The sequence below is a fragment of the Streptococcus sp. 1343 genome (assembly GCF_013277355.1).
Taxonomy (GTDB): Bacteria; Bacillota; Bacilli; order Lactobacillales; family Streptococcaceae; genus Streptococcus; species Streptococcus pseudopneumoniae.
Window position 1 is genome coordinate 1 of sequence record NZ_VMMT01000002.1, and the last position, 12,648, is coordinate 12,648.

Sequence of the window (12,648 nt, forward strand, 5' to 3'; positions counted from 1 at the left end):
TGAAACTAAGCAACTATAATAGTCAGCACATCGTCTAGTTTTCCTGCCTTGAGATAGTTGATAGAGGACTGAAGCGTCACTCCATCAAGCCCCAGTGAGATAACCACCAAATCACTGATTTGGTCACAGAGAGTAAAGAGATAGCCACCATGGGCATTGCCATAGTAGTTAAGCGACGAGTCCACTACTTTGGTCGTCACCACAACGTGACCATCTCTCATTTTTTCTATTTCGTAATTTTCAAAGGCAGATATAGCGTCAAAATGAAAATCTTTCATCGTTTCCTCCTGATAGTTCAAACGACACTATGATACTACTTTTTATAGGACTGTGCAAGGAGAAAGCTCCTAGTCTGGCAAAATTCCGACCTGCTCTACAAAGCGCATAAAAGCTGCCTGTCCTTGCTCTGTCTGCTTATAAACACCTGCGTCCTCCAGAACACGTGCAAAGATAGTACCTACAGAGTCCTTGACGATTTCAAGGGCTTTTTCTTTATCCGTTAGGTCTGGATGTTGGATTTTGAGTTGGTCTGCCCATTCCTGATGATAATCGGCAACTGTAACAGCTTCTCCTACAAGATAGCTAGCGACTTGCTCCACTTCTTCTTTCAGACGTGGTGGCAAGATTGCCAAGCCCATGACCTCAATCAAGCCGATATTTTCCTTCTTGATATGTTGAACATCCTTGTGGGGATGATAGATACCATCAGGATGTTCTGGTGATGTTTGATTATCTCGTAAAACCAAGTCCAACTCAAGCTGTCCATCACGCTTACGCGCTATAGGTGTGATGGTGTGATGCGGTGTCCCGTCTGTATCTGCCAAAATCTGCACACTAGGATCTGAATACTGACGCCATTCCTGCAAAATCTTATCAGCTAAGTTGATCAAATCTTCTTTGGAAGCCGAAGTCAAACGCAACACTGACATGGGCCACTTGACAATGCCAGCCTTGACCTGCTCAAAACCAGCAAATCGGAAGGTCTTTTGCAAGGAAGCCAATTCCATAGGAAATACGTGACGGCCTCCCTGATAATGATCATGAGTCAGAATAGAGCCACCCACAATCGGAAGGTCGGCATTAGAGCCTGCAAAATATCCTGGAAACCGCTCTACGATAGCCAGCAGGCGTTCAAAGCTCTGACGACTAATGGCCATGGGACGATGCTGACCATCTAAAAAGATACAATGCTCATTAAAGTAAGCATAGGGCGAATACTGGAAGCCCCACTCCTGACCCGCCATTTCAAAACGGATAATACGGTGGTTGCTGCGAGCTGGGTGGTTAACTCGACCATGGTAGCCCTCATTCTCTAGACAAAGCTGACACTGAGGATAATTACTAGCTTGCACCAACTTGGTTGCCGCAATCTCTTTGGGATCCTTTTCAGGCTTAGAGAGATTGATGGTAATCTCAAGCTCTCCGTAGTCATATGGAACACGATAAGCGATATTTTTAGCAATAGCCTTGAGTTTGATGTAGTCATTTTTCTGGCTAAGTTGGTAAAAGTCCGCAATCGCCTGCTCTGGTGACTGGGCATAGGTTGCCCAAAAGTCACGATTGACCTGACTTGGACAAGGAGTCACCAAGTCCATCAATTCAGTACCAAGGATTTCACGCGCAGTCTGACTATCCTCAATCGTCTCTAATCGAACGGCTTCCTCAACTAGCTGGTCCTTGAGGTCAATCAATTTATCCAGATTGGTCTCAACTTCCAAAACACCTTCTCCCACTCGTGCCAAAACACGATTGGTCAGGTAGATTCGATCCATTTCCTCAAATGAACTTTCAGAAATGACATGTGTTACAAATTTATCTACTAAGATCACTATAGAGCCTCCTTTTGACTAGTCAAGGACGCGAGTGCCACCTGCAACTTCAGCGATATAGAAGCTTGGAGCGTATCCAACTACTTCCTCGTAGTGTTTGCCTACAGCTTCCTTAAAGGCCTCAACAGTATCTTTTTGAACCAAGGCAATGGCACAGCCACCAAAACCAGCCCCTGTCATACGAGCACCGAGAACTCCTTCTTGTGCCCAAGCTGTGTGAACAAGAGTATCCAATTCCAAACCAGTTACTTCATAATCATGCTCCAGAGAAACGTGTGACGCATTCATCAAACGACCAAATGTTTCCAAATCACCTGCTTGAAGGGCTGCTTGAGCTTTCAGGGTACGTTGGTTTTCAAGCACAGCATGGCGAGCACGTTTCAAACGATTTTCATCTTTAATCAAATAGCTATATTGGTCAACGGCCCACTCGTCCAATTCACCCAGGGTCTGAATATCCAAAGCCACTTGCAATTCTTCCACTGCTTTTTCACACTCAGCACGACGTTCATTGTATTTAGAGTCCGCCAATTCACGGCGTTTGTTGGTGTTCATGATAACAACGACATTGTCCTTCAAATCAAGTGGCACCAAATCATACTCTAAGGTGTTGGTATCAAGGTAAATAGCACGTTGATCGGCCCCCATACCAATAGCAAACTGGTCCATGATACCAGAGTTGACTCCGATAAAGTTGTTTTCTGTTTGTTTTCCGATTTTAACCAAATCGAGACGCTCTAATTTTAAATCAAAGAGATGCTCTGCCACGACTCCTGTCAAGAGCTCCAAGGATGCTGAAGAAGACAGGCCAGCACCATTTGGGATATTCCCATAAACATAAAAATCAAAACCTTTATCAATCACGTGCCCAGCTTCTTGCAAGAAATGAAGAACCCCTTTTGGATAGTTAGTCCAGTTGTGCTCTTTTTCAAATTTGAGGTCCGCTAAAGGCACTTCGATAATGCCCTTGTCCTCAAAGTTAGCTGAGTAGAAACGCAAGACTTGGTCATCACGTTTGCGAGCAGCCCCATAAGTTCCTAAGGAAATGGCTGCTGGAAATACATGTCCACCATTATAGTCTGTGTGCTCACCAATCAAGTTGATACGACCTGGTGAAAAGAAGGTTTGATCTGCTTCTTGACCAAAAACAGCAAGAAAGTCTTTACGAAGAGCTTCAGCAGTAAGATGTTGTATCATATGATTTCTCCTTTTACTGTCCGTTAAGTCACCTTAACGTGTAATCGTTTTCTTCTATTGTATCCAAGGGATTTTCCAAGGTCAATCCTTTTTACTAAAATTTTACTAAACTATCGGTAAAAAGCAGAAAAATATGATATACTAACCTAATCAAGGAGGATTTATGGCTACCTTAAAAGACATTGCACAGCTAGCCTCTGTTTCTATCGCGACCGTATCCCGTGTCCTCAACCGCGATCAGAGCCTATCTGTCACAGAAGAAACCAGACACCGTATTTTAACCGTTGCTGAAGAGTTGGGCTACACTAAGCACCTCAAGACAGGCGAGTCCCACAAGCCCAAGCAAAAGATTGCCATTATCCAATGGGTCAGCGAACAAGGGGAGCTGGACGACCTCTACTACTACCAGATTCGCCTAGGCATAGAAAAAAGAGCCCAAGAGTTGGACTATGATATCTTGCGCTATTTTAATGACCATCCTTTTACACTGAGCGAGGAAGTGATTGGGATTCTCTGTATCGGAAAATTTAGTCGAGCTCAGATTTCTGCCTTTGAAGAATACCAAAAGCCTCTTGTATTTCTAGACAGTGATACACTTTCCATGGGACATACCTGCATTATTACGGACTTTTACACTGCTATGAAACAGGTTGTCGATTATTTCCTCAGTCAAGGGCTGAATCGCATTGGGATTCTAACAGGTCTTGAAGAAACAACTGATCAAGAAGAAATCATTCAGGACAAGCGTCTGGAAAACTTTAAGAACTACAGTCAAACAAAAGGAATCTATCATGATGAACTGGTCTTTCAAGGAAGCTTTACTGCCCAGTCTGGTTATGACCTGATGAAGGAGGCTATTCAGAGTTTGGGAGACCAACTCCCACCAGCATTTTTTGCAGCTAGCGATAGTTTAGCTATCGGCGCCCTCCGTGCCCTTCAAGAGGCTGGAATCAGCCTGCCAGATCGTGTCACCCTCATTTCCTTTAACGACACTAGTCTGACCAAACAGGTTTATCCTCCCCTTTCTAGCATCACGGTTTATACTGAAGAAATGGGCCGAGCAGGTATGGATATTCTTAACAAAGAAGTACTCCATGGTCGGAAAATACCTAGCCTGACCATGTTGGGAACCAAACTGACATTAAGAGAAAGTACCCTAAATCAAGAATAGGATAACATAAAAAACGAATAGAGTTCTAAAACTCCTATTCGTTTTTTATTCGATTACAATCATAGACTTAATTGTCTTACGTTCATCCATATCTTTGTAGGCTTGGTCGATATCTTCCAGTTTATAACTTGAAGTAAAGACGCGACCTGGATTGATATCACCATCAAGGACGGCTTTTAGTAAAAATTGCTTATCGTATGTTGTAGCAGAAGCTGCCCCACCTGCTACAGAGATATTTTGAATAAATGTCGAACCAAGAGCACGATTATTATAGTGTGGGACTCCTACAAAGCCCATACGCCCTCCATTATGAAGAACACCTAGCGCCTGTTCTATAGCAGCCTCCGTACCAACACATTCAAGTGCTGCGTCTGCTCCTCCACCGAGGATTTCACGCACCTTGGTAATTCCTTCTTGACCACGTTCTGCAACAACAGCTGTCGCACCTGACTCCATAGCCATCTTTTGACGGTCTTCATGACGGCTCATAAGGATAATTTGTGATGCTCCACGCATCTTAGCCGCGATGACAGCACATTGACCAACAGCCCCATCACCGATAACAACAACCTTGTCCCCTTTTTGAACATTTGCAACACGCGCCGCATGATAGCCTGTCGGCATGACATCTGCAAGAGTCAAAAGGGACTTGAGCATCCCTTCTGTATAGTCAGAAGGTTGACCAGGGATTTTAACCAGCGCCCAGTTTGCATAGTGGAAGCGAATATATTCTGCCTGAAAATCACCCCCCAAATTATTGCCAATATGATTGTCGCAAGAACCGTCAAATCCAGCAAGACAGGCATCACACTCACCACATCCATGTGTAAAAGGGACAATCACAAAATCACCTGGTTTCACCGTCGTAATGGCTTCCCCAGCTTCTTCAACAATCCCAATCGCTTCGTGTCCACTATTTTTGTGTCCAGCTTTCGTTTCTGGATTACGGTACCTCCATAAATCTGAACCACAAACGCACGCACGAACCACACGAATAATCACATCATCCGCTTCTATTATTTGCGGACGTTCAATGCTAGCAAGTCCAACCTGACCTGCCTTTGTATATACTGCTGATTTCATTTAAAATTTTCCTTCCTTATAAAGTTTAATTTTGAGATTTAAGCGATTTAAAGCCGTCTGTAACTGAGACAAGCGCTCCTCTAATTTTTTCTTTTCCTCTTCTAAAATACCAAGCCTCTCCTCTCGCGTTTCATCCCCCTTTTGGTAGAGCGACATATAGTCAACTAAACTGTCTACAGAGACACCTGTCGAACGAAAACACTTAATAAATTCCAGCGCTTCTATATCCTGATCTTGAAAATCACGAATCCCAGTTGCAGTACGAGTAATCGGTGGCACAAGACCAACCCGTTCATAATACCGAATCGTATCCGCTGAAATTCCCAACAAATCACTGGCAGATTTAATATTCATAGGCTAACCTCCTCTCCTTTCATTCACTGAGTTTAAGCTACTCTAACTCACTTATCTTATTATATAACTTTGAGTTGACTCCAAGTCAAGCATTTTGCACCTAATCGAAAAATTTTTATCATTAACAATCATATATCTGGAGTTTATACAATGCTCTTCTCTTACCAATTTTTGAAATATTTAAATAATAAAGAAATTACTCTATTCCAAATAAGATAGTACCCAAGTATTTTTCACTTTTTTCTAATGTTGATGCTCATAACTCCGTTCCAAGTCACACACCTTTCGCTTATGGGTTTGGTGAGTTTCTAGGTCAGCATCAATTTCAATGGTAATATTTTGAAAACCACAATCTTTTAGGAAAATTCGAATAGACTCTTTACAAGTTTCCATATGTTCCATTTCTTTTAGACAAACATGGACAATGGCATTTTTTTCCAAAGCATCCATAGTCCAGAGATTAAGCTGATTAAGGCTGGCCACATTGTCCAATCGCTCCAGGCCACTCTTTACTTGCTTGATATCAAGACCTTCTGGCACAGCATCCAAGAAAATCTTGAGTGTAGACCAAAAACGTGGAAGGGCTTTTGAAAGAATAAAGAAAGAAATGACAAGGGACAAAAGAGGATCTAGGATATACCAGTCCGTAAATCGAAGAACAATCGCCATCAGGATAACAGCTACCCACCCTAGCGTATCTTCCAGAAAATGCAGACTCAGAATAGACTCATTCTTTGTCTTTCCCTTACCAACCACCAGACTCGCTAACAGATTGATAGTAATCGCAATAATTCCTAACCAGAGAATCCCCTCATCATTGACTGGTTGCGGATGCAAAATCTTCGTGACATTTTCCAAAATGACTAGAACAGAGCCCGTTACGAGAATCACAGCTGTTACCAAGGCTCCTAGCAGGCTAAACCGCTTATAGCCCAAGGTGTACTGATTGTCTTCTTCACGATTGGAGATTGTTTCTAAAAAAGCTGATATTCCAATTGCAATCGCATCTCCCAAGTCATGCACAGAGTCAGCAAGAACAGCGCTAGAACCAAATATTCCACCTGCAATAAACTCAACAATGGCATAAGTCAAATTTAAGAAAAAAGCCACCCAAGCAGCATATTTTGCCTTCATATTTCTCATTCCTTTGTTATAATAGATTTATGAACACCTTGTTCATTATCATTATCCACTAAAACTCAAAGAAAGGATAGAAGCAAAAGGTCAGCTTTATTCAGTTCTGAACAATTTGCCTTAAGTGTCCATATGACTAACATTGACCGCCGTATCAGCAAAACCAAAAAAGCCATCTATCAAGCTTTTATACAACTTTTGAATGCTAAGGGCTACGAGACCACTACTGTTCAGGATATCATTGATCTCGCAGATGTGGGACGATCCACCTTTTACTGTCACTATGAGAGTAAGGAGCTTCTTCTGGACCAGCTCTGCCGCTACCTCTTCCATCATCTTTTTGAAAGAGAGCAAGCCATTTCAACCGAGGACTACCTCGCCCACCTCTTTCTCCATTTTCATAAAAACCAAGACCATATCACCAGTCTGCTATTTTCCAAAAATGACTACTTCCTCCGTCAACTCCATAAAGAGCTAGAACACCATGTCTATTCCGTGCTAGCTGATAATTTAAAAGAAGCCCACCCTAATCTGCCTACTTCTTACCTCCAACACTTGGTCATGTCCAACTTTATCGAGACATTGACCTGGTGGCTCAAAAAAGGTCAAGATTTCACAGACCAGGAAGTTGTCCAATTTTATCTAGACCTTCTCATTCCTAAAAATTGAATATAGAGTAAAGCTCAGTTGTCTTATTTCTAGGTTACTGAGTTTTTTATCTTTTCAACAACAAAAGAGGACCCGCCGATCCTCTTTTTCATACTATAAATCCTTGATTATCAACTATATCTGTTTTAATCGAAATCTCAAAACAGCACTTTCAAACATCTTTTCCTAGTTAAGTAAATCAGTATTCTGCTTAGCTGCCTTGCTCCATTGATACCAACCAACTAGACTGTTAATGAGATAAATTAGATATTTCCCTTGAATTTGCAGGCTTTCTCCCCACCAGAGATAGATTGAAAAGACATTGGTAGCCGCCCAGAATATCCACTGTTCACGGTAAACAGCTGTCATGAGGATTTGCCCTACCCCATTGGTTGCATCTGTGATTGAATCACGATAGGGACGATTGGCACCAATAGACTGATAAATGAAGCCAAAGGCCAACCACCAAAGCACACTAATGGAAAGATACTTTGTCCAGCCCTTGCCGTCCAGTTTACGCGCGACAAACTCCTGCTTTTCCTTCTTAAACTGTGCCTGATAAATCCAAACTAGAAGTCCAATTGGCTGCATGACTGTGAAGTAAAGTGTCGTCAGCACCTCACCATAAAAGCCTTTCTGTAGGGCCAAAATAAGGTAAATAACAGAGTTAATCAAGCCAAAAAGATAATTACTTGCTCGACCTTCCGATACAAAGATTACACAGATAATCCCTGTCAAGCTACAAATCATCCCAATCCAGTCAACAATACGATGTTCGTAAACCAACTCCAGCCAGAGAGGAAAACTTCCTAAAACCAGCAAATAAATCCACTGGGCAAAACTACGATGGGCAAAGAGGTCATCCCAGATAGCCTTCATAGTTCCTGAAAATCCTAAATCAGCCATAGCCGCAACCATACGACGGTAACCACCTGACATTTCACCTAGGGTTGTTTTGATATTTTCAATTTTCTTTTGCAAATAAGTATGCATCATTTCTCCTTTTGTTTTTAAAGAGCCGTGTCTGGATAGACTTTCGGACGCAACGCTCTATTAGATAATGAACTGCCTATACACAAGATTTCTAACCTTAGTCGACATGAGCTGAAACCCCTTATTTGTTAAGTAGTTCACAAAATATTATACACCTATTTTATGAATAGTCAACTGTCTTTACAGTAAAATTTTAGAAAATCATGAAAATTTTCTCTTTCTTTCCATTTTAAGTGACATTCAGTCATTCTCACATCAAAAAAGCCCAGACGAAATTGTCTGAGCATTCTTTTATCTAGTCGTTTAAGGAAGTTGAGTTCAGTATGTTTAAAGTCTCTACCCCATCATTTCTTCAACAAACCTTGTTCTTGTAGAAATTCCTTGGCTACTTGTTCCGCTGACTTGCCTTCAACACCGACTTGATAGTTGAGCTGGCTCATCTGGCTTTCAGTAATCTTACCAGCCAATTTATTAAGAACCCTTTCCAACTCAGGGTGTTTCTTGAGAAGAGCTTCTTTCATGAGTGGTGCCCCTTGATAAGGTGGGAAGAGTTGCTTGTCATCTTCCAAGACCTGTAAATCATAACGCGCCAATTCCGCATCAGTCGAATAGGCGTCCGTGATTTGAATATCACCTGACTGAATAGCCTGATAGCGAAGGGCTGGTTCCATGGTCGCCACATTAAGATTGAGACCATACATTGATTGCAAGCCCTTATTTCCATCTTCACGGTCATTAAACTCGAGAGTAAATCCAGCCTTCAACTGCCCTTCCACTTTTTTCAAGTCCGAAATGGTCTTCAAGCCATATTCTTGAGCAATCTTTTTCGGAACAGCTACAGCATAGGTATTTTGATAAGACATGGGTTTGAGATAAGCTAGATGATCCTGTTTGGCAATGCCATCACGCGCCACATTATAAACCTGCTCTGGCTCATGACTTACTTTCGGTGATGGTTGAAGTAAACTTTCAGTCACCGTTCCTGTAAATTCAGGATAAATGTCAATATCGCCTTTTTTCAAAGCTTCATAAAGAAAGCTTGTTTTCCCAAAATTCGGTTTAACAGTCGCAGTCATACTGGTATTTTCTTCAATCAGTAACTTATACATATTGGCCAAAATTTCTGGTTCTGGACCCAATTTCCCAGCAATGACCAAGTTCTCTTTCTCTTTTTGAGCCAAAAGAGCTGGACTATAAGACAAACCAAGCAATAAGGTCACCAAGGCAAAACCAGAAAAAATCGTCCGCAATTTTGCTTTTTCCATCACTTTTAGTAGGAAGTTAAAGGCAATGGCTAGCACTGCAGAAGAAAGTGCCCCAATCAAAATCAGACTGGCATTATTACGGTCAATTCCCAAAAGGATAAAGGAACCCAGTCCCCCTGCACCAATCAAGGCAGCCAAGGTTGCCGTACCGATAACCAAGACAGCTGCAGTCCGAATCCCAGACATGATAACCGGCATGGCCAGTGGAATTTCGAATTTCTTGAGACGTTCCCATCTGGTCATCCCAAAGGCAATCCCAGCCTCTTGCAGACTCGGATCAATTCCCTTGAGTCCAGTGATGGTATTTTGCAAAATCGGAAAAATCGCATAGATCACTAGAGCTGTCAATGCAGGCAAGGTTCCAATTCCCATCAAGGGGATAAAGAGTCCCAACAAGGCCAATGAGGGGATGGTCTGGAAAATCCCTGCAATCTGCAAGACCCAGTCCGCCATCTTTTCATGATAACGAAGAAATACCGCTAAGGGAATCGCGATAAAAATAGCTAGTAACAGGGTCAAAAGTGACAACTGCAAATGTTGAGATAGAGCTGTCAACCAATCACTAAAACGATCCTGAAAAGTTGCAATTAAATTAGTCATGAACACTACCTCCAAACAAGTCTGCTACAAAGTCTGTTGCAGGAGCTTTTAAAATGGTCTCGGGATTCGCCACCTGACGAATCTCTCCATCCTGCAAGACAGCAATACGGTCCGCCAATTTCAGAGCTTCATCCGTATCATGGGTTACAAAAATAGTTGTCATCCCAAATTCTTTATGCAATTCTTTCGTCAGAACCTGCAACTGTTTTCTCGAAATAGCATCCAAGGCTGAAAACGGCTCATCCATGAGGAGAATCTTAGGCAGACCAATCATGGCACGGACAATACCGACCCGTTGCTGTTCTCCACCAGATAATTCACTCGGTAAACGATGCCCATACTCGGTTACTGGTAAACCAACCTTAGCCAAGAGCTCTTCTGTTTTCTGAGCAATTTCTTCCTTAGTCCAGCCCTTCATCTCAGGAATCAGGGCAATATTTTCCGCAACCGTTAGATTGGGAAAGAGAGCAATGGCCTGTAAAACATAACCAGTAGACAGACGAAGCTCCCGCTCGTCATAGTCTTTGATGCGCTTGCCATCCATATAAATATTTCCATCAGTCGGTTCCAAGAGACGGTTAATCATCTTAATCATGGTCGTCTTACCGGATCCAGAAGGCCCAACTAAAACCATAAATTCCCCATTATCAATCCGTAAATTGACATCTCTCAAGACATCTTTTTCTGTGTAGCGCAAGACTACATTTTTGTATTCAATCATTCTTTGTCCTCATTTTAAAACTTTCCTCGATTGGTCATGTCTTCTACCTTAAGCATGACTTCCTTATTGTCCCAATGCTCTACAATTTTTCCATTTTCTAAACGGAAGATATTGTACTGGGCATAAGCAAGGCCATCAATCTGAGTCTGACCATAACTAACCACATAGTTTCCTTGTCCTAAGAGTTGGAAAACAAAGTCGAAAGCGGCCTTTACTTATAAACAGCTAATTTGATCTATTTTAATCCTCTTTTGCCTTCTCTTTCAGATTCGCCAAAATTCTTTCTTGAAAACCTTTAAATTGGTGAATTTCTTCCTCTGAAAATCCTTTGTAAAAGATAGTATCCAATTTCTGACTGACACGATGCCCCACTTCTTTCTGGGACTTGCCTAACTCCGTTAAAACTAAATACTTCTTACGCTTGTCTTTTCCACACGGACTAACAATTACAAGCTTTTGTTCCTCTAGCTTTTTTATCATAGTTGTCAGCGTATTATTCGCAAGCCCAGTCGCAAGCGCGATATCTGTCGCAGTTGCGCAGCCAGTTTCACTATTCCATAAAACCGCTAAAATCTTGCCCTGTTCACCCCTATAAAGAGCCTCAGGATCTTGACTCAGTAACTTTTGAAAAATCCGCCCATTCAACAAACGAATATGATGGGCTAGCAAATGACTATCTTTCATAACACCTCCAATTTATTTCGATATCGAAATGAATAAAATAATTGTAACACTCATCGTTCTAATTGTCAACTATTTCGATTTGGAAATAATTTTTGATAATGATTTACACCACCATACTCCGACTCAACTAACTTTTAACGAGAGTTTCTAAACTCCTTCGTCCTCCAGTCTACAAAAGCCTTCCATCCGTACTATCCTATATTTTATGAGAGGACACATTTTTCCTATCAGACCATTTATTTTAAAGATAGAAGTAAATCATAATTGCTTCCATCTGTTCTTTTATAGTATATTGAAGTTGAACTAGGGCACTGTATCTTCTAAAACATTGATAAAAAGCGATTTGAATTTCCCAATCAATTTGTTCGTATTTATAGCATTTTGAAATTGGAATAGGACACCATGACTGCTAAAAGATTTCTATAAATTCATTTAATCCCCCCCAATCAATTTGTTCATATCTTATTTCATCCCGCTATAATTTCACCTTACCCTATCTTTCTCATAGCATCCTTCAAACAGCCTATCCCCTACCGTTTGACGATTCCTCACTTCGCTCCACTTCCATTACAGAAGTTTCCTCACTACTATGGGTTCGGCTGACTTCTCATGATTCCTTGTTACTACGCTTTCAGCGCTCATGAGATCTCACGGGATAAGTCGTACATCTTTCCTCGTTTATACAAGATATGAGGACGTTAAAAGGTTAGAGTGAAAATAGGAAATCTGACGCAGAGTCTTTAGACTCTAGAAAGATTTATCTTTTTCACACAAACCTTAGTCCGAATTCAATTACTCTCGTGATTTACGCATATGGGTTACGACTACCTTTTTGGACTTTAGAGTTTCTGGCCCCCTTATCCGCTATATACGCCTTACTATCACCTTCCTGTTCGTAGAGCCACGATTTCGCTATCCCTTCCTCTGACGATTCTTATTTCCAGTGTCAGACTTAAAACGGTCTATCCC

11 protein-coding genes and 2 pseudogenes are annotated in these 12,648 nt (G+C 41.6%); 2 read left to right on the plus strand and 11 right to left on the minus strand.

Going from position 1 to position 12,648, the window contains the following annotated elements:
- Positions 1-17: 17 nt before the first annotated feature.
- The 3 genes and pseudogenes from HT709_RS00315 to HT709_RS00325 all read right to left on the minus strand — a co-directional run.
- Positions 18-278 (minus strand): annotated as a pseudogene (locus HT709_RS00315) (PaaI family thioesterase); the annotation flags it as partial.
- A gap of 69 nt (positions 279-347) precedes the next feature.
- A complete protein-coding gene (locus HT709_RS00320) occupies positions 348-1,829 on the minus strand; it encodes a UDP-glucose--hexose-1-phosphate uridylyltransferase (protein WP_172925400.1) in 1,482 nt (493 codons plus the stop codon).
- An 18-nt stretch (positions 1,830-1,847) separates the two neighbouring features.
- Complete coding sequence (locus HT709_RS00325; protein WP_023937127.1) at positions 1,848-3,026, minus strand: galactokinase; 1,179 nt, start codon at positions 3,024-3,026, stop codon at positions 1,848-1,850.
- A 163-nt stretch (positions 3,027-3,189) separates the two neighbouring features.
- On the opposite strand from HT709_RS00325, the gene galR reads away from it, so the two are divergent.
- The gene (gene galR / locus HT709_RS00330; protein ID WP_000212529.1) at positions 3,190-4,197 is read left to right on the plus strand and encodes a DNA-binding transcriptional regulator GalR; all 1,008 of its coding nucleotides are present in this window, start codon (positions 3,190-3,192) and stop codon (positions 4,195-4,197) included.
- A gap of 45 nt (positions 4,198-4,242) precedes the next feature.
- Here the strand turns inward: galR and HT709_RS00335 are convergent, their stop codons facing one another.
- The 3 genes from HT709_RS00335 to czcD form a co-directional block, all read right to left on the minus strand.
- On the minus strand, positions 4,243-5,280 hold the full coding sequence (locus tag HT709_RS00335) for an alcohol dehydrogenase catalytic domain-containing protein (protein ID WP_000833733.1): 1,038 nt from the start codon (positions 5,278-5,280) through the stop codon (positions 4,243-4,245).
- On the minus strand, positions 5,281-5,634 hold the full coding sequence (gene nmlR, locus HT709_RS00340; RefSeq protein WP_001022631.1) for a stress response transcriptional regulator NmlR: 354 nt from the start codon (positions 5,632-5,634) through the stop codon (positions 5,281-5,283). It lies immediately after the preceding gene.
- A 243-nt stretch (positions 5,635-5,877) separates the two neighbouring features.
- The gene (gene czcD / locus HT709_RS00345; protein ID WP_000645093.1) at positions 5,878-6,768 is read right to left on the minus strand and encodes a cation diffusion facilitator family transporter CzcD; all 891 of its coding nucleotides are present in this window, start codon (positions 6,766-6,768) and stop codon (positions 5,878-5,880) included.
- A gap of 132 nt (positions 6,769-6,900) precedes the next feature.
- Here czcD and sczA point away from each other — a divergent pair, with 132 nt between their 5' ends.
- Positions 6,901-7,437 carry a TetR/AcrR family transcriptional regulator SczA gene (gene sczA, locus HT709_RS00350; protein ID WP_000181704.1) on the plus strand — a complete coding sequence of 179 codons (537 nt, stop codon included), beginning with the start codon at positions 6,901-6,903 and terminating at the stop codon, positions 7,435-7,437.
- Positions 7,438-7,602: 165 nt separating this feature from the next.
- Here sczA and pnuC read toward each other — a convergent pair whose 3' ends face one another.
- The 5 genes and pseudogenes from pnuC to HT709_RS00375 form a co-directional block, all read right to left on the minus strand.
- Positions 7,603-8,409: a nicotinamide riboside transporter PnuC gene (gene pnuC / locus HT709_RS00355; RefSeq protein ID WP_000557779.1), complete on the minus strand. Its 807-nt coding sequence runs from the start codon at positions 8,407-8,409 to the stop codon at positions 7,603-7,605.
- A 344-nt stretch (positions 8,410-8,753) separates the two neighbouring features.
- Positions 8,754-10,274 carry an ABC transporter permease/substrate-binding protein gene (locus tag HT709_RS00360; protein ID WP_172925401.1) on the minus strand — a complete coding sequence of 507 codons (1,521 nt, stop codon included), beginning with the start codon at positions 10,272-10,274 and terminating at the stop codon, positions 8,754-8,756.
- Positions 10,267-10,995, minus strand: a complete 729-nt coding sequence (locus tag HT709_RS00365) for an ABC transporter ATP-binding protein (protein ID WP_172925402.1) — start codon at positions 10,993-10,995, stop codon at positions 10,267-10,269. Before HT709_RS00365 ends, HT709_RS00360 begins: the two co-directional genes overlap by 8 nt.
- A gap of 14 nt (positions 10,996-11,009) precedes the next feature.
- Positions 11,010-11,198: pseudogene (locus tag HT709_RS00370) on the minus strand (polyketide cyclase); the annotation flags it as partial.
- Between the two features lie 37 nt (positions 11,199-11,235).
- Positions 11,236-11,679: a MarR family transcriptional regulator gene (locus HT709_RS00375; RefSeq protein ID WP_100127950.1), complete on the minus strand. Its 444-nt coding sequence runs from the start codon at positions 11,677-11,679 to the stop codon at positions 11,236-11,238.
- Positions 11,680-12,648 lie beyond the last annotated feature (969 nt).